We start from the raw sequence: 22,654 nt of genomic DNA on the forward strand, positions 1-22,654 counted from the left end.
GACCCGGCTAGTCGTCGGTCGGTCCTCCTAGTCGTCGCCCGTCCCGGCGACGGCGTCCCGGCGGCTCTCGACCAGGTCCGGGTAGTCCTCGACGCCGGCAAAGTCGACTGCGCGCTCGCCCAGCGTCGCGACGCGCTCGGCGATCCGCTCGTCGGCGATCTCGCCGTCCTCGAACGTCGAGCGCGAGCTGGGGATCGCGACCTCCGTCGGCAGCGTCCAGGCGTTCAGCGTCCGGCAGACCGACCGGAGGTGGTCGAGCGGCGCGGTGGGGAACTCCCCGCCGGCGACCTCCAGCAGGCCCACGGTAGTCCCGCCGAACTCGTCGCGCCCGCAGTAGTCGAGCGCGTTCTTCAGCGGTCCCGAGTACGATCCGTGGTAGTTCGGCGTTCCGATCAGCACGGCGTCGGCGCGCTCGACGGCGCGGGCCAGCGCCGCGGCGTCCTCGGGTTCGGACGCGTCGGGGTCGTACGCCGGCAGATCGTACTCGCGGAGGTCGAGCAGTTCGGTCTCCGCGCCGGCCGCTCGGGCCGACGCCAGCGCCGCCCGGAGCGCGATTCGCGTCTTGCTGTCGTCGCGTAAGCTGCCGCAGAGCGCGACGACGCGCGGGAATCGGTCCATTTCGGTGTCCGGAAGTAGGTCCCGCGGGATCAAAAGGGCTCTGCGAGCGGCGGTACGGACGCCGAAGCCGCACCGACACTCAAGACCCCTCATACGACGGACCGACGCTTACCGCCGCCGGACCCGTAGACTCGGTGATGTCGCACGTCGAACCAGCCGACGAGCGGTCGGACGAAGCGGTCGCCGAGAGCGTCGACGAACTGATCGGCGGGACGCCGCTGCTCCGCCTGGACTCTGTCGCCGAGAATCTCTACGGGAAGGTCGAGGCGAGCAACCCCTACTCCGTGAAAGATCGGATCGCCCGCGAGATGCTCGACGCCGCCGAGGAGTCGGGCGACCTCGGGCCGGGGGGCGTCGTCGTCGAGTCGACCAGCGGGAACACGGGAATCGGGTTGGCCGCGGTGAGCGCGGCTCGCGGGTACGACTGCGTGCTGACGATGCCCGAGTCGATGTCCGAGGAGCGCCGCGCGCTGCTGTCCGGCCTCGGCGCGGACCTGGAACTGACGCCGGCCGACGAGGGAATGGGCGGCGCCAACCGGCGCGCCGAGGCGATCGCCGACGAGCGAGCGGACGCCGTGCTGGCCCGGCAGTTCGAGAACGAGGCCAACCGGCGGGCACACCGTCGGACGACGGGGCCGGAAATCTGGCGCGCGACCGACGGCGACGTCGACGCCGTCGTCGCGGGCGTCGGGACGGGCGGGACGATCACCGGCGTCTCGGAGTACATCAAGGAGGAGCGCGGCGAGGCGCTCACCTCGGTCGCCGTCGAACCCGCGGCGTCGCCGACGCTGTCGGAGCTGAGTTCGGCGAGCCACGACATCCAGGGGATCGGCCCGGGGTTCGTCCCCGAGGTGCTCCGGACCGACCTCGTCGACGAGGTCCGCGCCGTCGAAGGCGACGACGCCAAAGAAGCCGCGCGAGCGCTCGGGCGCGAGGAAGGGCTACTCGTCGGCATCTCTTCGGGCGCAGCGGTGGCGGCGGGCGCGGAGTACGCCCGCGAGCACCCTGACGAGTCGGTCGTCGCGGTACTTCCGGACACCGGCGAGCGCTACCTCTCGACTGACCTGTTCGACGCGGTGTGAGAGGATTCGCGCAAACGCCTAAGTTAGCGTTCGCGGATGTCAGCACGTGCCCCGGACCGATCGATCACCGACGACGCGGCGGCCGCCGAACCCATGACGTCGCGAACGGCGATGCGCGACGAGCGGATCGAGAGCGCGGACTGGCTCCACCTGACCGACGAGGAATCGGTACAGTGGGTCGGCCGCCCCTCGCGGTTCACGCTCGCTCCGTCGCTGGCGCTCGCGGGAGTGATCGTGCTTCTGGGCGGCGCCTTCGAGATCATTCTGGAACGGGTCGGCGGCTCGCTGCCGTGGCCGATCGCGTACGCGCCGCTCGCCGTCGCGCTGGTCGGCATCGGCGTCGCCGTCTGGACGTACGTCGACTGGCTGCGGCTGGTGTACGTGCTCACCGACGAGGAGCTGTACGTCAAGCGCGGTTTCGTCTCGCGGGACGTCCGGCAGGTCCGGCTCGATCGCGTGCAGAACACCGCCTACGACCAGACGACGGTCGAACGGCTGCTGGGCTACGGCGACGTGCGGATCTACACCGCCGGGACGGGGACCGAAGACGTCGTCTTCGAGAGCGTCCCGAGGCCCGAACGCGTGAAAAACGTGCTGACGGAGCTGTTGAGCGAGCAGACCGCGAGGCCGCCCCGGGAGCGCGGCGGCGTCTGACCGCCGCGGCGCGAGCGGCGTCCGAATGCCGCGGCGCGAGCAGTGGCGGCCGAGCGCGGTCGCTCGAATCGGTTCTACTCGTCGTTCTCGAACGGCGAGCCGGCGGCCTCGGGCTCGTGCCCGTCGAGGCTGATGATGTTCTCGCGGCCGACCCGGAGCTTCGATATCTGCCCCTCCTCCTCCATGTCCGAGAGCAGCATGCTGACCTTCGACTTCGACCAGCCGGTCTCCTCGACGATGTTGACCTGCTTCATGCGCCCGCCGTTTTCCTCGAGCAGGGCGGTCACCCGGTCCTCGTCGGTCAGTAGCTCCTCCTCGGAGACGCCGCCGTCGCCCTCGTCGGGCGCTTCGGTGACCGTCGAAGTCGGGTCCGCGGTCGCTTCGTCGGTCGTCGGCGCCCCGGACCTCGGGAGGACGCCGCCGTCGCGGCGCCAGGCGACCGCGCTCCCGACGCCCAGCAACAGGACGACGACGCCCGCAATCATCATCCACGGGTCGCTGTCGCCGCTGGCGGGCTTGGTCGCGGTGTCGTCGGCCGGCCCCGCGACGTCCGGCGGCGCGAACACCGCGCGCGGCCTGTTGTCGGTGAACTCCGTCGGACCCACCCAGGTGACGGTGTCGCTCGTCGTGAGGTTATCGGCCGCGATCGTCCGCCCCTCGCTCGGGAGCGCCTCGGTGAAGACGACGCCGTCGCCGCGTTCTAACACGAGCGACTGGTCCTCGCCGACGTAGAGGCCGCCCTCGAACACGTCGCCGACGACCAACCGCTTCCCGTCCTCCCGGGCGAAGTTCGACCAGTGGAACGACATGGTGACCACGCCGGGTTGGTTGAGTCGCTCCTCCTGAACTCGGGCGTCCCTGCGGAACGCACTGGCGTTCATCTCGCGATCGGTCGCCGCCGAACCGGCGTCGACGAGCGCGGTCGCTTGCCCCCGGAACCCCTCGTACAGCGAGTGGCTCTCGTTGGTCCGGAACTCCTCGGCGAACGCCTCGAACTGCTCGCGCTCGGACGCGTTGGCGAGACGGCGCTCGTAACTGAACGTCCAGACGGCGGTGCCGTTCTCGTGGACCGTGATCCGGAACTCGACGCTGTCGAACTGGTCGGTCTCTTCGGACTGCTGTGAGAATTCGCCCGGAGCGTCGTTCTGAACGTCCGCTGTCGATTCCGACAGCGGCGCGCCGCCGTGCGACGTCGCCCGGTCGATCGGTCCCGCGTCGACGGCCGGAATCCCGGCGAACAGCGCCGCCACCAGGAAGATACCCGTCGCGAGACCGACACCCAGCGATCCGTTCATCCTGTCCTAGTGGTCGATGGGCGGTACAAAAGGCCTTGCGACCTCGTGGTACCCCGACGGGCCGACGATCGAAAAGATTCCGTTCCGCAACGCCGATCCGGGTTACACGGGAAGCGATTCGACGTCCTCGACCGCGTCGTCGACGATGCCCCGTTCCGCGTCGTACGCCGCCAGGCCGACGTCCGCGAGCGCCGGGAGGTGAATGTGGTGGAGCGAGACGTGGGTCTCTTCGATGCGATCGGTCGTGACGCCCCCGGTCTCTTCGCGATCCGCGACGCGTCGGGCGACGGTCCTGGCGTCGATCGGCGTCGACGCGTCGGCGAGGACCGACAGCGTGACCCGCCGACGCTCGCTGGTGATCGCACGGAGATGATTTCGGGAAGACGTACGACGGCGTTCGGACGTATCGGCCGCGGAGTGCAGTGATGAGTCGCTCATAGTTTGGAATCCCAATCGTATGCAGTGTCAAAGAACCCGGATCGGTGTAACCCGTTCTTCTAATATGTTAGGTAGTAGTCGCGGTATCGGGGCAGTCCGCCGCGGCCACGGATCGAATCGGCCGTCGGTCTGAGAGATACGACGCGCACTCGCCGGCGAATGCGACGTGACGGATTCCCTCAACGGAAACTCCCTTGTGTAGAGATGCCGTATGCCGGACTATGACCAGCGGGGAGAAACTACGGCGGACGCTCGACGCCGTCGAACGAGTCGGAGCGCTCGGCGAGCCGGTGACGGCGAGCGAGATCGCGGACGTGATAGAGTGTACGCGCCGCACGGCGTACGACCGCCTGCAGCGACTCGCGGAGGACGGGGAGCTTGAGAGCAAAAAGATCGGCGCTCGGGCGCGAGTATGGTGGCGGTCCCGGCAGTCAATCGGTGACGACGGCCAAACGACGGGGGCTCCGGACCTGCTTGATCGTAAGGATCAGGAGCAACGGCTCCAGCATCAGCGGGACGAACTCCGGCGCGAACTCGACGACGTCTTCGAGCGAATCGACGACGCGTTCTACGCGCTCGACGACGAGTTGCGGTTCACCTACGTCAACGAGCAGGCCGAGGAGCTCCTCGAACGCAGTTCCGAGGAACTGATCGGCACTCGGGTCGCCGACGCGTTTCCCGGAACCGAACTGACCGACCAGTTCCGCGAGTGTCTGAAATCTCAGGAGCCGACGAGCTTCGAGACCTACTCCGGGAGGCTCTCGTTCTGGCTCGAAGCGAACGTGTACCCCTCCGAAAGCGGGCTCTCGGTGTACTTCCGGGACATCACCGAACAGAAGCGACGCGAGCGGGAGCTCGAACAGTACGAGCGGATCGTCGAGACGGTCGACGACGGCGTCTACGCGCTCGACGACGACGCCCGGTTCGTGTTGGCCAACGAAGCGCTCTGCGAGATGATCGGTATGGATCGGGAGGAGCTGATGGGCGAGCACGCTCGCATCGTCTTCGAGCGCGACGAGCTAGCAGAGCGCGCCGCCGAAGCGGCCTCGAGGGTCAGCAGCGGCGAGCGCGACGTCGCGACGATGGAGTACAACCTGGTGACGGACGACGGCGATCCGGTCCCCGTGGAGACCCGATTCAGGCCGCTCCCGTTCGGCGACGGGGAGGGTCGCTGCGGCGTCGTCCGGGATATCACCGATCGGAAAGAACGGGAGCGCGAACTCCAACAGCAACGCGACCGACTGGAGGCGCTCAACGAGCTCGACGCGGTGGCGCTCGACATCACCGAGGCCGTCGTCGACCAGTCCACCCGCGAAGAGATCGAACGAGTCGTCTGCGAGTCACTCGCGTCGTCGGACTCCTACGAGTTCGCGTGGATCGCCGGCGTCGATCCGTCAACCCAGTCCATCGAACCCCACGTAGAGGTCGGCGTCGACGGCTACCTCGACGGCGTCTCGATCTCGGTGGACCCGGAGGACCCGACCGGGCAGGGGCCGGCCGGACGGGCGGTCCAGACGCACGAAATCCAGGTCGTCGACGACGCGCTCGAGGATCCGACGTTCGAGCCGTGGCGCGACGTCGCGCGCGAGTACGGGTACCGATCGGCCGCCGCCGTCCCCATCACACACGAGGGCTCGACCTACGGCCTGCTGGGCGTCTACGCGGACCAGCCGGGCGCCTTCGGAGACGAGGTGCGTCGGGTGCTCCACCAGCTCGGGGAAGTGATCGGCCACGCGATCGCCGCCGTCGAGCGCAAGCGGGCGCTACTCGGGAATGAACTCGTGGAGGTGGAGTTCCGCATCAGGGACGTCTTCGAGGCGCTCGGGATCGACGGCGAGTCGAACGGGCGGGTCACGCTCGACAAAACGGTGCCGATCTCGGACGACCGGTACCTGGTCTACGGCACCTCGATCGACGGTGCCGACGAATCCGTCGAGCGACTGGTCGAAGCGCTCCCCCACTGGGAGGCGGTGTCGTTCCGGGGTGACGAGCGGGAGTCGTTCGAACTGACGCTCGACGAACCGCCGGTGCTCACGACGGTCGCGTCGCTCGGCGGACGCGTCGACGAGGCCGTCATCGAAGACGGCGACTACTACATGACGATCCACCTCTCGCCCGGCGTGGACGTCAGGCAGGTCATCGACACCGTTCGCGAAGCGTATCCGAACGCCGAGTTCGTCACGCGTCGGCAGATCAGCCGAGACGACCATGCGACCGGCGGGATCCGGGACGTCCTCACCGAGGAACTGACCGATCGACAGCGGGCGGCTCTCGAGGCGGCCCTCTACGCGGGCTTTTTCGAGTGGCCCCGGGAGAACTCGGGCGAAGAGATGGCAGAGTCACTCGGCATCGCGGCGCCGACGTTTCACCAGCACGTCCGTGCCGCCGAGCGGAAGGTGTTCGCGTCGCTGTTGGGCGACACGGCGCCGACCGACGACTGAGCGCCGCCCTACGACCGAGCGTCGCCCAACCTTTGATGGGCGTCGGCCGGGAACGGTGATACATGGGGTACGAAACGACCGCACCCGGCCACGTCGGATCGGCGATCGACGGCGAGAAGGGCGGCATGTGGTTCATGCGCGACCCGCTCGGCACCGAGAACCTCGGGTTCACGGTGCTGGAACTGGAACCCGATCGGAGCGGCAAGGAGCACGACCACGGCGAGGACGGCCAGGAGGAGATCTACTACGTCACCGAGGGTCGGGTCGAGGTCGACGTCGGCCCCGACACCGTGACGCTCGACGAGCACGAGGCGCTCCGGATCGACCCCGAAGAGCGGCGCCAGATCCACAACCGCTCGGAGGAGACCGCGCGGCTGGTGCTGGTCAGCGCGCCGACCGACGAAGGCGCCACCTCGACGCCCTGAGGGCAACGCGGCGACGGTTGACCGACCCGCGGATCCGACAGGGCCAAAGCACCACGGCGAGAACTGCGTCGCATGATCAGCAACGTCGCGCAGGGCGTCCAGTCGTTCACGAGCAACGCGTTCCTCGTCGACGGCGAGCGCACGGTTCTCGTCGACGCCGGAGCGGGGTTCGACGTCGTCTCGGCGATCCGCGACCGAACGGACGCGCTCGACGCCGTCGTCCTGACCCACACCCACCCCGACCACGTGGGGAACCTCTCGGACGCGGTGGCGGCGTTCGACGCGCCGGTCTACGGCTTCGACGTCGAGCAGCAGGGCGTCGAGCGGGAACTCGGCGACGAGGAGACGATCCGGCTCGGCGATCACGAGTACGTCGCGCTGCACACGCCGGGCCACAAGGACGACCACCTGTGTCTGTACGCCGCCGACCCCGGCATCCTCTTCGCGGGCGATCTGATCTTCCAGAACGGCGGGTTCGGCCGCACCGACCTCGACGAGGGCGACCGCGAGGCGCTGATCCGGAGCATCGACCGCGTGCGCGAGCGCGTCGGACCAGATCTGCGGGCGCTCCACGCGGGACACGGGCCGAGTATCGAGAACGAACCGTACTCGCACGTCGAGCTGGCCGGCGAGATGGCGCGCCAGCGCTGAGGGTAGAGTAGGAACGCTCGGCGGCGCCGCGGCATCGGCGTAAGCGGCCGCCTCGGGCGTCAGTCGACGATCGCGAGCAGGTCGTCGTAGGCTTCCTCGTACGCCTCGGCCACGGCGTCCGGATCGGACCGGCGCTCGTCGGGCAGCGCCGGCAGCTCCACGCGGGCGACCGGGTCGAGCTGCTCGACGACGTCCTCGACGCGCCGCTCCAGCCGGCCGTCGCGGGCGCTCCGGCTCGCGACCTCGCAGGCGCGCAGGTAGCGCTCGCCGTCGTACGCGCGCATCCGAGCCGGTTCGACGACCGCGACGGCGTCGACCTCGAGATCCTGCAGCGGTCGGGCAATGTCGCCGTAGGACTCGATCACCGCGCGCTCGCGGCGGTCGATCCGTTCGGCGAGGGCCTCGAACGCCGGCAGGTGGCGTCGGCGCGTCTCCTCGTTCAGCTCGTCGACCGTCGCGACGCGGGGCGCGTCCGCGAGCGCGAGCGACTCGCGCGCCGACGCGGGCACGTCGGCGTCGGCGTTGACGACGAAGGAGTCGGCGACGCGGTCGAGCACGAACTGGCGCCGACCCGCTCCGATGAGCCCGGTCCCGGACCCGGGCGCGGGCCGCCAGAGCCGGTGTACTGGGTTGATCTCCTCCGGTTCGACGTCGGCCGCGCTTGCCGCGGCCAGGCGCTTGGCGTCTTTCCCGTACAGCCGGCCGTCCGCGACGGCGCGCCGGTAGTCGTCGTTGTCGAACCAGTAGTCGTTGCCGGCCCGGGGCTTGAACCCGACGGCGTCAGTTCGGGCCAGCAGCCCGGTCGAGAACGTCGTCTTGCCGGCGTCGACGCGATCGCCGCCGGCGACCAGCAGCTTCATTCCTCGGTCGCGAGCCCGTAGTAGCCCGGTTCGTCGTCGTCGCGCGGGTCCGCGACGACGAGCTCGTCGGCGTTCGAGATGACCCACGGGATCGCCCAGTCGAGCAAGATCGACTCGGTTTCGGCGTCGATCTCGGCGTCGGGGTCGAGCTCCTGGAGCATCCGCGCGATCTCGTAGACGGTGTACATCTGACCGGAGTCGAGCAGCTCTTCGGGCGTGTAGAAATCGCAGGGGTGGAGCTGGTCGAACTCGTCTTTCGAGACTGGCATGGACGAGCGTAGGAGCGACCGATCGGTAAAAGGCCCGATTTCGGCGTCGGACTGGAATCGGGGGCCGGCGGCCGTCCGTCGCCGAACGCTCGCTCCCTATCTGTTGTCGAACGGGAGGTCATCAAAGGAGAACTCGTCGAGCGAGAGGTCGGTCCCCTTGCTCTCGCCCGGCAGGATGTCGCCCAGCGCCCCGCCGATCGCCGCGACCGACCAGATCACCGACACCTGACACAGCGTCTGCCAGGGGTCGACCCAGTCGACCCGACCCCACAGCGTCATCGTTCCCGCCGCGGTGACGAACGCGACCGTCAGGACGCCGGCCAGCCGTCGCGGCACGACGCCGAAGATCGGGTTGGTGATGAGCACCTCTTGAAGGTCCGCCCAGTACAGCAAGCCGATCGTCATAACGGTGACGAACGCGAGGTTGCCGACGAAGAAGATCGGACGCGTCGCGAAGAACGCGCCGACCTCCGAAGCGTCTTCGATGAGCATCGGCATCGAGATGAGGAGGCTCCCGACGAACGTCTCGGCGACGTCCTGGGAGGTGTACTTGTCGATGGTCCGCCCGAACGTCGCGCTGCCCGGAATCCGGTGGGCCATCCGCACGGTTCGGGAGAGCTGTTCGTGCTCCTCGGGATCGTCGACCGTCCGCCGGAGCGCCTCGAGCTCGTCGAGCAGATCCGCGACGTCGGGATTCTCGGGGATATCGTCGCTGTCACCGCCTCCGGAGCGGGCGACGCGACCCCCGTCCGGTGCCGACGCCGAGGCGGGGCGTTCGTCGGCATCGCCGCTCCCGCGCCCGGCGTCGTCGCCGCCGTTCGCCGACCCCGAACCGCCCCCACTTTCCGGCCCGGCGTCGCCGTCCCGCTGGCTGTCCATGCGCAAGGACAGCGACCCGCCGGACAAAGCGTTTGCGCCCGCGAGCCGAGGGATGCGGGGTCGACGCACAGCCCCGTCAGCCTTATATATGGCTCGGGCAAAGCCCCACTGTCAGATGCCGAAAACTAATGTCAACGTTCCGGAGCACCTGGAGATGCAGATCGCGCAGATGGTCGAGGAGGACGAGTTCGTCGATCGCGAGGAGGCGATCGAAGAACTGCTCTCGACGGGGCTGAAAGCCTACAAGACCAGCGGCCCGATGGACGACGAGGACCAGGGGTTCGAGGACGACGGGATGATGGGCCACGACGACGAGTACGTCTTCTAATCTCTCGTTTCGCGACCGACGCCGAACGTCCGCCCCGCAGCGACGACTCCCCGGCCGTCCCGGCCCCCGCGCCCGCCGCGCCGCGGAAGCGTTGTGCCTTTCACGGTCGGCGTTGACGCCGACACATGGTTCGCGTCACTGTTTGGAACGAGTACCGCCACGAGCGAGAGGACGACAACGTCGCCGAACTCTACCCCGAGGGGATCCACGCCGCGCTGGCCGACGCTCTGGAGGAGCGCGGCCACGACGTTCGCACCGCGACGCTCGACGAGGACGACGAGCACGGACTCTCCCGTGACGTCCTCGACGAGACCGACGTGCTGCTGTGGTGGGGCCACCTCGCGCACGACGAGGTGAGCGACGAGATCGTCGACCGAGTGGTCGAGGAAGTTCGGGACGGGATGGGCTTTCTCCCGCTGCACTCGGCGCACTACTCGAAGCCGTTCAAACGCCTGATGGGCACGAGCTGCTCGCTCAAGTGGCGCGAGGCCGGCGAGCGCGAACGCCTCTGGACCGTCGAGCCGGGCCACCCGATCGCGGAGGGGATCGACGAGCAGATCGTCGTTCCCGAGGCAGAGATGTACGGCGAGCGGTTCGACATTCCCCAGCCCGACGCGCTGGTGTTCGTCAGCTGGTTCGAGGGCGGCGAGGTGTTCCGCTCGGGCTGTTGCTACCGCCGCGGGAGCGGCCGGATCTTCTACTTCCGACCGGGCCACGAGGAGTACCCGATCTACGAGCAAGAGGAGATCATCACGGTGATCGACAACGCGATCGAGTGGGCGACGCCGACCGACGGCGTCGAGCCGAACTTCTCGAACGTCGAGGCGGCCGAGCCGATCGGCGAGGAGTAACGACGCCGCGGCGGGATCGGCGTCCCGCCGCGACGCCACGCCGCTGCGCTCAGTCGAAGTCGGGCAGGTCGTCGGGCGCCTCGTAGTCGGCGTCCCAGTCGACGTACTCCTCCTCTAACACGTCCGAGACGATCTGTCCGAACTCGGTCATCGCCGCGTTGATCCCCGAGACGGTGCCCCACGAGTCGAGTTCGGGGTGGTACTCGCGCTCGCGCCAGTCCTCGGGGATGCCGGGCGCGCTGTAGCCGACCCGATCCGCGAAGTCGTCCCAGAAGAAATCGAACGAGCGGAACAGTTCGAGGTCGCGCGCGATGGCGTACTCCTCCTCGTCGAGATCGGTGTGCGCGCCCCACTGGTCGAACGCCTCCGCCCAGGCGCCCTCCCGCAGAAAGGCTTCGAGGTCGTCGCGGTGGTACTCGGGGTTCTCTTCGAGGTGGTCGCCCTCGTAGTCGTCGGGCACCTGTTCGACCAGTTCCGGCGGCTCGGGCGGGTCGACGTCGAGGCTCATGGCGAGACGTTAGTGTGATGGGGAGAAAAGGGTTCCTTGCGAGCGATGGACGGAGCGTCCACACTCGCCGTCAGTGGTGGTGGAGCGGCGCCTGCTCCATCTGCTCGCGGAGGTCCTCCAGCGCCGCCTTCTCGACGCCGCGCTCGAACTGCGCGATCAGCGTCAGCACCTCGGATTTCGGCACCTTGACGCCGTCCTCGCGCAGCACGTCCTCGGGGCGCTCGCGGAGTTCGCGGATCGTTCCGACCGCCAGCAGGTAGGGGATCGCCCACGCGGCGAGCGTGTTGCCGCGGTGCTCGGGCAGGGCTTCGAGGTACACCTGCGCGTCGTCGAGGTAGCCCGACGCCCGATCGGTGACGCGCTCGACGACCGACGCGACCGGGCCGACGTTGCGCGAGTCGGTGACGGCGTCCTGCTCGACGCCGGCCTCGGAGAGCCAAGCTTCCGGGAGGTAGACGTTGTTCTCCTCGCGGTAGTCGTCGGTGACGTCCTTGGCGACGTTGACCAGCTGCAAGAGGAGCGCGAACGACCGGGCGTTCGCCTCCAGTACGTCCTCGCGCTCGGAATCGACGCCGCGGGCCAGCAGGTTCGTCACGAGATCGCCGACCGTCCCGGCGGCGTACCAGCAGTACTCCTCCAGTTCGTCGACCGTGCCGATGCGCAGGCCGCCGTCGTCGGCGTAGCGGTCGACGAACTCGGCCATCCCGCCGACGAGTTCGCGCACGGGGCCGCGGATCGCCTCGCGGTCGGCCGGCGGGAGCGACTCGTAGGTGCGGACGATCCGGGGCGCCGCGGCGACGACGCGCCAGTCGTCGGCGTCCTCGCCGGGATCCTCGGGGATCCACTCGTCGACGTTCCGCCGGAACCGGTGGATCGGCGCGTCGTCGGGAAGTGTGACGCTGCGGTGGGGCGTGGCGTCGGGATCGACGCTCCCGGCCGCGGCCCCGCCTTCGACGTCGACCGATCCCCCGTCGGCTGTCGTCTCGAGGGCGCGCTCGCCGGAGAGCGCCTCGTCGTACTGCTGTAGCAACTCGCGCTGGACGTCCGGCGGGATGTGGCCGGCGTCCTCGACGGTGTCGGCGACGCGACAGAGGAGATACCCCACGCAGATCCGCGAAGCCATCGGCTCCTCGAGCGCGTCGATCGTGATCGCGAACGTCCGGGAGACGTCCGAGACGGCGTCGAAACACCACGCCAGATCCTCGTCGAACGTCGCCTCCATTTGGGCGTCGGCCATGCTCGTACTATCGTCTCTAGGGTTCCACAATAAAAAGGTCTGAGGCATCGGTCGGCCACGGCGAGCAGGTTCATCACGGTTTTTGATGTTCGTAATGGGAACTGTGAAGTCGGGCGCCCCGAAGGTACGCACATGGAGTTCGGACTCAGCCAGGAACAGCGCCAGATCCGCGACACGGTCGCCGAGTTCGTCGACGAGGAGGTCGTCCCGCGCGCGGCCGAGATCGACGAGACAGACGAGTTTCCCCGCGACCTGATCGAGGAGATGAGCGAGCTCGGGCTGATGGGGATGCCGTTCCCCGAGGAGTACGGCGGCGCGGGGCTGGACTACCACAGCTACGCGCTCGCGCTCGCGGAGATCAGCCGCGGCAGCGGCGGGCTGGGAACGATCGTCGCGGCCCACACCAGCCTCGCGGGTAACATGCTCTACGAGTTCGGCGACGAGGGCCAGAAGGAAACCTATCTGACGGCGCTCAACGAAGGCCGCGAGATCGGCGCGTTCGCGCTCTCGGAGCCCGGCGCCGGCAGCGACGTGCCCGCGATGGACACGACCGCGGAGCCGGCGGGCGGAAAGGATGAGGCCAGCGACGGGGAGCCCGACGAGTACGTCGTGAACGGCGGCAAGCTCTGGATCTCGAACGGTTCGGTCGCCGACACCGTCGTCCTGTTCGCCAAGACCGACGAGGACGCCGGGAACAAGGGGATCTCCTCGTTCGTCGTCCGCCCCGAGGAGGACGAGGGGTTCCACGTCGAGGGCACCGAGCACAAGCTCGGCGACAAGGGCTGTCCCACCGCCGAGTTGCGTTTCGACGATATGCGCATTCCTGCTGAGCGACGCCTCGGCGAGGAGGGCGCGGGGTTCGTCCAGGCGCTCAAGACGCTCAACGCCGGCCGGATCACGATCGCCGCGCGCGGCGTCGGCATCGCGCAGGCCGCGCTCGACGCCGCCGCGGAGTACGCCAACGAGCGCGAGCAGTTCGACCAGCCGATCGGCGAGTTCCAGTCGATCAAGCACAAGCTCGCGGACATGGACACGAAGCTCCAGGCCGCGCGCATGCTGATGCACAAGGCGGCCGACCGGAAGATCCGCGGCGAGGACTACGTCAAGGAGGCCGCGCAGGCGAAGCTGTACTCCTCCGAGATTTCCCGCGAGGTCGCCAACGAAGGGATCCAGATCCACGGCGGCTACGGCTACACCAAGGACTTCCCCGTCGAACGGTACTATCGCGACGCGAAGCTCAACGAGATCTACGAGGGGACCAGCGAGATCCTGCGCAACACGATCGGCGACCGAGTGCTCGACGGCCGCTGAGAGCTACCGCGCTTCCTCCGCGCTGGCGTCGTCTTCACTTCCGACCTCGCCGACGTGCTCGCCGATCCACGCGACGTGCTCGTCGAGCCGACGCCGGCCGCCCTCGGTGAGCGAGTAGCGGTCCGCCAGCCCCTCGGTGCGGACCTCCAGAAACCCCGAGTCGACCAGCGATTCGAGGGTGCCGTAGAAGCTCTTTGGGTCGATCCGCTCGTCGTAGTGGGCTTCGAGACGCGTCTTGAGCTGCTGGCTCGACAGCTCGCCCGCGCCGGCCAGCAGGACGCAGAGGTCGCGTCGGCGCCCGCTTCGCAGGAACTTCGTCATGCGCGAGAGGCGGCGCGCCGCGGCATCAAAGCTTGCGCTTCGCGCGCCAAATCGCGGTAATCGGTACCCCTCAACGAACCGGAAAACCGACAGCTACGACTATCGGGACTTCCAACGCCCGTCCATGACCGACGCCGACGACGCCGCTGCGGGCGCAGCGGACGCCGGAGACGACGCGGACGCCAAACCCGACAAGGACGCCGAGGACGCCGCGGAGGCAAACGGCATCGCGGCGCGCTACCACGTCGCCGACGGCGAGCGCGTGCTCGCGTTCGATCGCGACGGCCGGACGGCCGCCGTCGCCCAGAACGTCGAGGGGTACGCCATGCTGAAGGTGCGGCCGACGCCGGCGGGCGACGAACTCGAACGCTACTACGGGTTCGACATGGCGCTGGACCACGCCGCGGAACTGCTCGGCGTCGCACCGAACGCGCTGCCGGTGCCAGACGCCGCTGCCGACATGGGGATGTAGGCGAGGATATTTCTCCACAACCATCCGTAACATCAAAATCCATTTCTCGGAACAGATCGAAGTCCGCGCGTGACTGATCCCGACGGCGACGCCCCTTCGGACGGCAGGCGAGCGCTGCTCGCGGGGATCGGTGCGGTCGCCTCGACCGCGCTCGCGGGCTGTCAGTCGACCTCGCCGCCGTCGAACGAGAGCGACGACGGAGATAGCCCGGACAACGCGACGGGAGACCCCGACACCGAGCCGCGCGACGAGACCGACGAGTCGGCGGGCGAGAACGCCGGTGAGGACGGCGACGACGGAGACGCCTGGACGGTCGAGAAAGACGTCCCGTACCGGAAGACGCCACAGCGCACGCTCCGGGCCGACGTGTATCGCCCCGTCGACGCCGAGACGCCGCCGGTCGTCGTCCACGCTCACGGCGGCGCGTGGCGGTTCGGCGACAAGGGGTTCCGCCCGCTGTTCGGCCGGCTCGCCGCGGCCGGGTACGCCACGGTCGACGTCCAGTACCGGCTGAGCAACGAGGCGACGTACCCCGGGCCGGTCCGGGACGTCGCCGGCGCGGTGCGGTGGGTCCGCGCGACGGCCGACGAGCGCGGCGTCGATCCCGCGCGCGTCGCGCTGGCCGGCTACTCCGCGGGCGGCCACCTCGCGGGGCTGGCGGCGATGGCGCCCGATCTCGACGCCGTCCGGCCCGAGGGGTTTTACCCGGACGCCGATCCGTCGGTCGACGCGTTCGTCGGCAACGCGGGCGTCTACGACTTCACCGCCGAGGGGTACGGGAACGCCGCGCTGATCAGGCAGTTCATGGGCGGGTCGCGCTCGGCACATCCCGAGCGCTACGAGCAGGCCTCGCCGATCACGCACGTCGACGCCGACGCCCCGCCGGCGCTGCTGTGTCACGGCACCGCCGACAGGATCGTCCCGTTCGAGCAGTCCGAGCGGTTCGCGGGTGCACTCGGCGACGTGGGCGTCCCGGTCGAGCGCCTGACGATCGAGGGGGCAGGCCACCTCTTTTACACCGCCGACCGGCGGCTCGACGCCATCGCCGGGGCGCAGATCGGGTTTCTGGACGACGTGCTCAAGTGAGTGCGGGCGGACGCCGTAGCGACTCGAGTATTCAGACGGGCCGGGTGGTAGAATCGGCTACCCGAGCACCATGTACGCGAACAGGAGCAGGAAGTACAGCGCCACCAGACTGCCCAGCACCTTCATTCGGAACACTTTGATGTCGTCGGTCTCGCCGCGGTAGGCATCCTGAAACGCCTCGCGCTCGGCGTCGTCGATCCGGTCGGGGTGGTCCAGCCCTTTGTGGAGCGTGCGGTGGCGCTCCTCGTGGAACGCCCGATCGCAGTACGGACATCGGTGGGCGGAGGCGTCGTCGGGGACGTTCACGACGGGGGACTGTTCGGACATGGATGAAGACGCAAGTGGGGTTCGGCGGCGCCGGTCAGATCGACGCGCCGACGTAGAGGACGACGACCAGGAACACCCAGACGACGTCGACGAAGTGCCAGTACATCGAGACGGTGCTAACCGAGACGTGGCGCTCCGAGGAGTACTGTCCGAACAGCGCGCGCCCGAACACGATACCCAGCAGCACCGCGCCCAGCGAGACGTGCAGACCGTGCAGGCCCGTCAGCGCGTAGAACCCGTTGGAGTACGCGCCTTCGAAGACGCCGTACTCCATGTGGACGAGGAACTCGTAGTACTCGTAGGCCTGCCCGCCGAGGAAGATCACGCCCAGCGCGAGCGTCGTACCGAGCAGCGCGAGGAAGCGCTTGCGGTTCTCGTTGAGCAGCGCGACGTGGGCGAAGTGCATCGTGAAGCTGCTGGCGATCAGCAGGATCGTGTTGGCGATCACCAGATTCGTCACCAGCACTTCGGGGAGCACGATGTTCTCCCAGCCGCCCACGCGGACGAAGAAGTAGTAGACGAACAGCGCGCCGAACGTGGCGATCTCGGTCCCGAGGAACGTGAGCATCCCCCAGCGCAGCTTGGCCTCGTGCTTGTGGTCGGCCTCGCGGTTCCAGAAGTCGCTGACGAAGGCGTGGTACACCCAGCCGTACAGGCCGAGCAGGAACACCGCGGTGCTGGCGACGAAGATACCGCCGCCCAGCGTCGTCGACCCGAAGATCTCCCGCTGGGCCAGCACGTACAGCGCGGCCCCGATGTAGAAGCCCGATCCGCCGATCGCCGTGATGAAGGGCCACCAGCTCGCCTCGCCGAACCCGCGCGGGAAGTCCTGCACGGCCGGGAGGTGGTGCCCGTGGTCGTCCGACGTGTCGTCCGCTACGGTCATACCGATGGGTTGCAGTTGGACTACCAAAAATCCATCCAAGCGCGCCCGGGAGCGCGCCGCAGGCGAGCAGCGCTATCAAAGCCGACGAGAAAGCGAAAATCCGCTAGCAGAGAGAGCGACGTGAGTTACCGGAGGGTGGCTGACTCGTTACCGCCGCCGCTTTCCTCCATGCGACTCGCCATCTCCTCCTCGAAGTTCTCCTGGGTCTGGACGTGAGCGGTGAACAGCATCGTCGAGTGACCGACGCCGCAGAACTCCGTACAGTAGCCCTGGAACTGGCCGGTTTCGGTCGGCGTGGTCGTGATCGTAGATGTCGTTCCGGGTCGGGCCTGTTGCTTGAGGCCAAGTTCGGGCACGTGCATCATGTGGAGCCAGTCCTCGGCGGTGATCCGGAAGTACACTTGCCGATCCTCGGGCAGGTACACTTCGTTGGTGGTCTGGACGCCCTCGTACTCGCCGGTGTAGTTGAACTGCCAGGCCCAGCTGTTCGTCGCCGTGACGTCGATGACGAAGTCCTCCTCGGGATCGGGCTGTTCGTCGGGGGCGACGGTGCTGATCTGCGGGCTGGCCATCACCTGAAAGGCGGCGAAGCCGACGAACAGCAGGATGATCGCGGTCGCGATCGTCCACGTGATCTCCAGCCGGCGGTTCTCCTGGGTCGGCTGGGGGTCGTCGTTGTTCCTGAACTTCAGGACCGCGTAGATGAGGATCCCTTCGACCAGCAGGGTGATGGGCAGGGCGACGACGAGCAGCTTGTCGTTGAGCTCCTGGATCATCCGGGCGGACTCCGAAGCCTGGGCGGACGCGGGCGCCGCAACGAGGAGCAACAGCGTCGCCGCGGACAGCGCGATCAGGGCCTTCCGCGTTCTCTTCATTGGTGCTCGAAGCTTTGGAACTCTCGGTTAAATATGTGCTGACTTTCCGACCGGGAAGCGTCCGGATCGCGGACGGGAAGCGCCGGGCGAACGGCGGCCGCGACCGCGAACCCCCCATTTGACCCGACTTCGATCGGGAAGCCGAGCGGAAGCGCGGCGACTAAATACGTAGAGTCGAAGATACACGGAAGGAGGAACGATCGTCGTGTCCACTACTACGCCGGCGGGATCGACGGGGGAGAGCCGGCCGTTCCCGCTCGTGGGGAGCCACGAGCGGTTCACCTGGGCGCTCGCGGCCGCCGTGATCGGCGTCTACCTGCTGATCGTCGTCGGGGCGACGGCCACGCTGACCGAAGCCGCGGCGGCCTGCGGCTCGTGGCCGGGCTGTGGCGGCCGGCTGTCGGCGCCGCCGAGCGGCGATCTCGCGATCGCGATGGGGCATCGACTCGTCGCGCTGGTCGTCGGCGCGACGGTGCTGACGGTCGCGGTCGTGGGCTGGCTCGGCGGCGTCGCGCGACGCGTTCGCGGCGCGCTTGCGATCGCGGTCGTCCTGTACGCGGTGCAGGTCGGGATCGGCGCCGCGACGGCGACCGCGGGCGCGGTCGGAACACTGTCGACGCTGCACCTACTCTTTGGCACCGGCATCTTCGGAGCGCTGGTGCTCTCGCTGGCCTGGACGCTCGAAGCCGACACCGCGACGCCGGAAGATCGCGATCCGGTCGGTCGCGTCGAGGACGACGCCGAACCCGCCGAGACGCCCAGCCCCGGCGAAACCGATGCCGCCGACGAAACCGACGCCGTCGACGAGGTGCCGACGCCGGAGATCCCCGAGAGCGCGCTGGGGCGGGCCAAGCTCACCGCGTTCGCGTACTTCCGGCTGATGAAGCCGCGCCTGATGTGGCTGCTCTGTCTCGTCGCGTCGGCCGGCATGGCGCTGGCGGCCGGCGACGACCTCGCGATCAGGACGATCCTGTTGACGCTGGGCGGCGGCGTCCTCGCGATCGGCGCCAGCGGAACCTACAACCACGTGCTGGAACGGGACATCGACCGAAAGATGGCCCGCACCTCGGATCGGCCGGTCGCGACCCACCTCGTCCCGGTCCGCAACGCGCTGGCCTTTGCCGGCCTGCTGACGGTCGCGTCGCTGGCGCTGTTCGTGCAGGTCAACCTGCTCGCGGCCGCGCTGGGACTGGTCGCGATCCTGTTCTACAGCGTGATCTACACGCTCGTCCTGAAGCCAAACACCGTCCAGAACACCGTCATCGGCGGCGCCGCGGGCGCCCTGCCGGCGATGATCGGCTGGGCAGCGGTGACCGGTAAGGTCGGCCTCCCCGGACTGGCGCTCGCGGGCGTCATTTTCCTGTGGACGCCGGCGCACTTCTACAACCTCGCGCTGGCGTACAAGGAGGACTACGCCCGCGGCGGGTTCCCGATGATGCCGGTCGTCCGCGGCGAGGCGGTCACCCGCAAGCACATCCTGCTGTACCTCGCGGCGACGCTGCTGGGCGCGAGCGCGCTCTCGGCGGTGGCCGACCTGGGCGTGCTGTACGCCGCGACGGCCGTCGCGTTCGGCGCCGCGTTCCTGTGGGCCGTCGTCAGGCTCCACCGCGAGCGCACCGAAGGCGCAGCGTTCCGGGCGTTCCACGCCTCGAACGCCTACCTGGGCGCGCTCCTGATCGCGATCGTCGTCGACGCCATGGCCTTCTGAGGCCCACTTCGACCCTCCCCATCCACATGACAGAATTCGCGAGCGCGGACAGACTCGAACGACTGATCCCCGAACGGCGGACGCTCTTACTGTACGCCGTCGCGCTCAACACCGAGGTGCTGGTCGTCCTGCTGTACCTGCTGGTGACCGGCTCGACGCTGGGGACGTTCGGCGTCTACGGGATGGTCTGGGTCACCGTCGGCGCGTGGGTGATCTACCGCACCGAGCCCGCGTCGACCGACCCGCGGCGGCGTCGCGCCGCCGCCGCGATCGCGGGTGCGTACTTCCTCGTGCTGGCGCTCGTCCAGGGGCTGGTCTCGCCGGGGCCGACGCTCGCCGCGCGCCTCGGGCTCGACGCCGCCGCTGCGGTCGACGCCTCGGTGTACGCGACCGGGTTCGGGACCACGATCCAGGGGCCGCCGGGGATCACCCCGGCGATCCACTACACAGGCGCGTACCTCGATCTCACGCTCGTTCCGGCGTACGTCGTGGGGTACGGCGCGCTCGCGTACCTCGTGTACGCGACGATCATCGACGCCGCGCGCGCGTCGGTTTCCGGGCTGCTCGGGCTCGTCTCCTGCGTGAGCTGCACCTGGCCGCTGATCGCCTCGCTGATCGCCGGCGTCACCGGCGGCTCGGCCAGCGCGCTCACCGGGGCGGCGTCCGGGCTGGGCTTCGGCGTCTCTACCGGCGTGTTCGTCCTGACGGTCGCGCTGTTGCACTGGCGGCCGTTCGGTCGGTGAGCGACCGCGAGCAGCCGAGTGTCGCGCCGGTGGCGTCGCTCTCGTTGCGATCCGAAGGTGGCCCGAACATAGAAGTGGACCACCCGTATCACAGTTAGAGCATGCGCGGCGACGACCGTCCGCTTCCGGACGGGCTCTATCGGACGATATTCGAGGAAGCCGACATCGGGATCGCAATCAACGATCCGGAGAACGGGACGTTCGGGGACGTCAACCCGAGGTACGCGGAGATGCTCGGCTACGACGCCGACGAGCTTCGCGACACGCGGATCGACGCGATCAGCGCCGAGGATCCCTCGTTCGATCAGGAAGCCGCCGAAGAGCGGCTACAGCGGGTGCTCGAGGGGGAGCCCCAGAAGTTCGACTGGCTCTTCGAACGCAAAGACGGGACGGAGATCTGGACGGAAGTGAGCCTCAAGCGGACGACCGTCGACGGCAACGTCCGCGTGCTCGCGTTCGTCAGGGACATCACCGAGAGCAAGGAACGAAAGTGGGATCTGGAGTTCTTCGAGGAACTGGTCGAAACCATCGGCGTCGGCGTCGGCGTTTACCGGGCTGACGGAACGATCGAGTACGTGAACGAGCGGTTCGCGGAGAACCTCGACGCCGACAGGGACGCCCTGCGAGGGGTGAAGATCTGGGAGATCAACCCGGACGTCGATCCCGATCGATTCGACGAGTACTGGGCGTCGTTCGACGACGGCGAGACGCGCACGGCGGAAACCGTCCACTCGTTCGAGGGCAGCGAGGTTCCCGTCGAGACGGTGACGACCTGCAAAGAGATCAACGACACGCTCTATCACTTCGGGACGGTCCAGGATATCTCCGACAGGAAGGAACAGGAAGAGCGGTTCCAGGCGTTCGTCGAGCAATCCAACGACATCATCACCGTGCTCGGCGCGGACGGAACCTACCAGTACCAGAGCCCGTCGGCCCAGCGGATACTCGGCTACGAACGGGGCGAACTGATCGGCGAAAACGCCTTCGAGTACATTCACCCAGAGGACCGCGAGGAAGTACTCGGGAAGTTCGAGCAGGCGATCAACGAGCCGAGCATGCCGCCGGTCGTCGAGTACCGGTTCCGACACGCCGACGGTTCGTGGCGCTGGCTCGAGTCGCGAGGGTTCAACCAGCTCGACAACTCCGCGGTCGAGGGGTTCGTGGTCAACAGTCGCGACGTGACCGAACGAAAGCGCCACGAACGCCAGATCGCCGACATGCACGACGCGACCCGGACGATGTTCCAGGCGACAGATGCGGAGCGCATCTGCGAGATCGCGGTCGAGACCGCCGAGACCATCCTCGATCATCCGATCGCCGGGGTCTGGTTGTGCGACGAGAGCGGCGAACGGCTCGAACCGATCACGTCGACCGATGCCGCTCACGAGCTGATAGAGGAGTTCCCGGTCTACACCGAGGGGAACAGCCTCTCGTGGCGCGCGTACGAAACTGGCGAGCCGTTCGTCACCGGCGACCTGCGCGAGGAGTCCGGCGCGTACGACCCCGAGACGGAGCTGCGGAGCGAGTTGATCGTCCCGCTTGGCGACTACGGCGTGTTGAACATGGGCGCGGCGGCCGTCGACGCGTTCACCGACAACGACATCGCACTCGCAAAGCTACTGGGGGCGAACACGCGAGCTGCGCTGGGGCGCAACGATCGCGAACGGCTCCTGGAACGCCAGACCGACCAGATGGAGTTTTTCAACTCGATCCTCAGACACGACGTTCTCAACGCGGTCACCGTGATCAAATCCCGCGCCGAGTTCCTCGAAGCGGAGCTCGAGGGCGAGCAGTTGCGGGACGTGAAGACGATCATCAGCTGGAGCGACGATGTTCAGGAGATCGTCCAGCGTGTCCGAACCGTGCTGGAGACGTTGACCGGCGAGGGCGACCCGCAGCTCGAACCGATGCAGCTCGGACCTGAACTCCGCGCCGAGATCGAGCGCGTTCGAGCGACGTATCCCGACGCCTCGTTCGACGTCGACGTGCCCGATGGCGCGCCGGTGCTGGCCAACGACCTGCTGGGAGACGTGCTGGGCAATATCGTGACGAACGCCGTCGATCACAACGACACCGCCGGCCTTCGCGTCTCGGTGACCGCAGAGCGCCGGAACGACGCCGTGATCGTCCGCATCGCCGACAACGGGCGAGGCGTCGACGACGATCGCAAAGAGGCCATCTTCCGTAGGGGTGAAACGGGCCACGCGAAGTCTGTGGGATCGGGCTTCGGACTGTTCTTCGTCGACGCCATGGTCGACGAGTACGGCGGCGAGGTCAGCGTCGAGGACAACGACGACGGCGGCGCGACCTTCGTGATCCGCCTTCCGGTTTCGGAATCGGCCGATTCGACGTGAGCGTTCCTACGCGGGGACCACATTTATGCGAGGGA

The 22,654-nt window shown here is 68.2% G+C and carries 25 protein-coding genes; 13 read left to right on the plus strand and 12 right to left on the minus strand.

Annotation, left to right across the window (positions count from 1 at the left end; translation table 11 throughout):
- Positions 1-27 precede the first annotated feature (27 nt).
- Complete coding sequence (locus ABDZ81_RS15665; RefSeq protein WP_343774972.1) at positions 28-618, minus strand: NADPH-dependent FMN reductase; 591 nt, start codon at positions 616-618, stop codon at positions 28-30.
- A gap of 137 nt (positions 619-755) precedes the next feature.
- On the opposite strand from ABDZ81_RS15665, the gene cysK reads away from it, so the two are divergent.
- A complete protein-coding gene (cysK, locus tag ABDZ81_RS15670) occupies positions 756-1,700 on the plus strand; it encodes a cysteine synthase A (RefSeq protein ID WP_343774974.1) in 945 nt (314 codons plus the stop codon).
- A 36-nt stretch (positions 1,701-1,736) separates the two neighbouring features.
- Positions 1,737-2,354 carry a PH domain-containing protein gene (locus ABDZ81_RS15675; RefSeq protein WP_343774975.1) on the plus strand — a complete coding sequence of 206 codons (618 nt, stop codon included), beginning with the start codon at positions 1,737-1,739 and terminating at the stop codon, positions 2,352-2,354.
- A 74-nt stretch (positions 2,355-2,428) separates the two neighbouring features.
- Here the strand turns inward: ABDZ81_RS15675 and ABDZ81_RS15680 are convergent, their stop codons facing one another.
- Both ABDZ81_RS15680 and ABDZ81_RS15685 read right to left on the minus strand, forming a co-directional pair.
- Positions 2,429-3,649 carry a helix-turn-helix transcriptional regulator gene (locus ABDZ81_RS15680; RefSeq protein ID WP_343774977.1) on the minus strand — a complete coding sequence of 407 codons (1,221 nt, stop codon included), beginning with the start codon at positions 3,647-3,649 and terminating at the stop codon, positions 2,429-2,431.
- 102 nt (positions 3,650-3,751) lie between these two features.
- The gene (locus ABDZ81_RS15685; RefSeq protein WP_343774979.1) at positions 3,752-4,087 is read right to left on the minus strand and encodes a DUF7344 domain-containing protein; all 336 of its coding nucleotides are present in this window, start codon (positions 4,085-4,087) and stop codon (positions 3,752-3,754) included.
- 221 nt (positions 4,088-4,308) lie between these two features.
- Between ABDZ81_RS15685 and ABDZ81_RS15690 the strand changes: the two genes are divergently transcribed.
- The 3 genes from ABDZ81_RS15690 (at position 4,309) to ABDZ81_RS15700 (ending at position 7,604) form a co-directional block, all read left to right on the plus strand.
- On the plus strand, positions 4,309-6,528 hold the full coding sequence (locus tag ABDZ81_RS15690; protein ID WP_343774980.1) for a bacterio-opsin activator domain-containing protein: 2,220 nt from the start codon (positions 4,309-4,311) through the stop codon (positions 6,526-6,528).
- Between the two features lie 62 nt (positions 6,529-6,590).
- A complete protein-coding gene (locus ABDZ81_RS15695) occupies positions 6,591-6,953 on the plus strand; it encodes a cupin domain-containing protein (protein ID WP_343774982.1) in 363 nt (120 codons plus the stop codon).
- A gap of 72 nt (positions 6,954-7,025) precedes the next feature.
- Positions 7,026-7,604: an MBL fold metallo-hydrolase gene (locus ABDZ81_RS15700; protein ID WP_343774984.1), complete on the plus strand. Its 579-nt coding sequence runs from the start codon at positions 7,026-7,028 to the stop codon at positions 7,602-7,604.
- 59 nt (positions 7,605-7,663) lie between these two features.
- On the opposite strand, the gene ABDZ81_RS15705 is transcribed toward ABDZ81_RS15700, so the two are convergent.
- The 3 genes from ABDZ81_RS15705 to ABDZ81_RS15715 all read right to left on the minus strand — a co-directional run bounded on the left by ABDZ81_RS15705 (position 7,664) and on the right by ABDZ81_RS15715 (position 9,612).
- On the minus strand, positions 7,664-8,464 hold the full coding sequence (locus tag ABDZ81_RS15705) for an ATPase (protein WP_343774986.1): 801 nt from the start codon (positions 8,462-8,464) through the stop codon (positions 7,664-7,666).
- Positions 8,461-8,733 (minus strand): DUF5827 family protein, encoded by a 273-nt coding sequence (locus ABDZ81_RS15710; RefSeq protein ID WP_343774988.1) that lies wholly within the window; start codon positions 8,731-8,733, stop codon positions 8,461-8,463. The genes ABDZ81_RS15705 and ABDZ81_RS15710 overlap by 4 nt, the downstream gene beginning before the upstream one ends.
- 96 nt (positions 8,734-8,829) lie before the next feature.
- Positions 8,830-9,612, minus strand: coding sequence for a DUF2391 domain-containing protein (locus ABDZ81_RS15715; RefSeq protein ID WP_343774990.1), 783 nt, complete (start codon positions 9,610-9,612; stop codon positions 8,830-8,832).
- A gap of 115 nt (positions 9,613-9,727) precedes the next feature.
- Here ABDZ81_RS15715 and ABDZ81_RS15720 point away from each other — a divergent pair, with 115 nt between their 5' ends.
- Both ABDZ81_RS15720 and ABDZ81_RS15725 read left to right on the plus strand, forming a co-directional pair.
- Positions 9,728-9,940, plus strand: coding sequence for a DUF7120 family protein (locus ABDZ81_RS15720; protein ID WP_343774992.1), 213 nt, complete (start codon positions 9,728-9,730; stop codon positions 9,938-9,940).
- Positions 9,941-10,065: 125 nt separating this feature from the next.
- Positions 10,066-10,791, plus strand: a complete 726-nt coding sequence (locus tag ABDZ81_RS15725) for a ThuA domain-containing protein (protein ID WP_343774994.1) — start codon at positions 10,066-10,068, stop codon at positions 10,789-10,791.
- 49 nt (positions 10,792-10,840) lie between these two features.
- On the opposite strand, the gene ABDZ81_RS15730 is transcribed toward ABDZ81_RS15725, so the two are convergent.
- The gene (locus tag ABDZ81_RS15730) at positions 10,841-11,299 is read right to left on the minus strand and encodes a DUF7992 family protein (RefSeq protein WP_343774996.1); all 459 of its coding nucleotides are present in this window, start codon (positions 11,297-11,299) and stop codon (positions 10,841-10,843) included.
- Positions 11,300-11,369: 70 nt separating this feature from the next.
- The gene (locus ABDZ81_RS15735; RefSeq protein WP_343774998.1) at positions 11,370-12,536 is read right to left on the minus strand and encodes a phytoene/squalene synthase family protein; all 1,167 of its coding nucleotides are present in this window, start codon (positions 12,534-12,536) and stop codon (positions 11,370-11,372) included.
- 132 nt (positions 12,537-12,668) lie between these two features.
- Here ABDZ81_RS15735 and ABDZ81_RS15740 point away from each other — a divergent pair, with 132 nt between their 5' ends.
- A complete protein-coding gene (locus ABDZ81_RS15740; RefSeq protein ID WP_343774999.1) occupies positions 12,669-13,847 on the plus strand; it encodes an acyl-CoA dehydrogenase family protein in 1,179 nt (392 codons plus the stop codon).
- Positions 13,848-13,850: 3 nt separating this feature from the next.
- Here ABDZ81_RS15740 and ABDZ81_RS15745 read toward each other — a convergent pair whose 3' ends face one another.
- Complete coding sequence (locus tag ABDZ81_RS15745) at positions 13,851-14,168, minus strand: PadR family transcriptional regulator (RefSeq protein ID WP_343775001.1); 318 nt, start codon at positions 14,166-14,168, stop codon at positions 13,851-13,853.
- A 124-nt stretch (positions 14,169-14,292) separates the two neighbouring features.
- Here ABDZ81_RS15745 and ABDZ81_RS15750 point away from each other — a divergent pair, with 124 nt between their 5' ends.
- Together ABDZ81_RS15750 and ABDZ81_RS15755 are read left to right on the plus strand one after the other, a co-directional pair.
- Complete coding sequence (locus ABDZ81_RS15750; RefSeq protein ID WP_425541918.1) at positions 14,293-14,640, plus strand: DUF7111 family protein; 348 nt, start codon at positions 14,293-14,295, stop codon at positions 14,638-14,640.
- A gap of 69 nt (positions 14,641-14,709) precedes the next feature.
- Entirely contained in the window at positions 14,710-15,726 is a 1,017-nt protein-coding gene (locus ABDZ81_RS15755; protein ID WP_343775002.1) for an alpha/beta fold hydrolase, read from the plus strand.
- Positions 15,727-15,783: 57 nt separating this feature from the next.
- Here ABDZ81_RS15755 and ABDZ81_RS15760 read toward each other — a convergent pair whose 3' ends face one another.
- From ABDZ81_RS15760 to coxB, 3 genes are all read right to left on the minus strand, one after another.
- Positions 15,784-16,053 (minus strand): DUF7410 domain-containing protein, encoded by a 270-nt coding sequence (locus tag ABDZ81_RS15760; protein WP_343775004.1) that lies wholly within the window; start codon positions 16,051-16,053, stop codon positions 15,784-15,786.
- Positions 16,054-16,087: 34 nt separating this feature from the next.
- Positions 16,088-16,939, minus strand: a complete 852-nt coding sequence (locus ABDZ81_RS15765) for a cytochrome c oxidase subunit 3 (RefSeq protein WP_343775005.1) — start codon at positions 16,937-16,939, stop codon at positions 16,088-16,090.
- Between the two features lie 125 nt (positions 16,940-17,064).
- A complete protein-coding gene (gene coxB / locus ABDZ81_RS15770; protein ID WP_343775006.1) occupies positions 17,065-17,814 on the minus strand; it encodes a cytochrome c oxidase subunit II in 750 nt (249 codons plus the stop codon).
- Positions 17,815-18,019: 205 nt separating this feature from the next.
- Here coxB and ABDZ81_RS15775 point away from each other — a divergent pair, with 205 nt between their 5' ends.
- From ABDZ81_RS15775 to ABDZ81_RS15785, 3 genes are all read left to right on the plus strand, one after another.
- A complete protein-coding gene (locus ABDZ81_RS15775; protein ID WP_343775007.1) occupies positions 18,020-19,522 on the plus strand; it encodes a heme o synthase in 1,503 nt (500 codons plus the stop codon).
- Between the two features lie 26 nt (positions 19,523-19,548).
- Positions 19,549-20,265: a DUF7546 family protein gene (locus ABDZ81_RS15780; protein ID WP_343775008.1), complete on the plus strand. Its 717-nt coding sequence runs from the start codon at positions 19,549-19,551 to the stop codon at positions 20,263-20,265.
- A 101-nt stretch (positions 20,266-20,366) separates the two neighbouring features.
- A complete protein-coding gene (locus ABDZ81_RS15785; protein ID WP_343775010.1) occupies positions 20,367-22,619 on the plus strand; it encodes a PAS domain S-box protein in 2,253 nt (750 codons plus the stop codon).
- Positions 22,620-22,654 lie beyond the last annotated feature (35 nt).

Origin of the sequence: Natronoarchaeum mannanilyticum (assembly GCF_039522665.1) — an archaeon.
Classification (GTDB): Archaea; Halobacteriota; Halobacteria; order Halobacteriales; family Natronoarchaeaceae; genus Natronoarchaeum; species Natronoarchaeum mannanilyticum.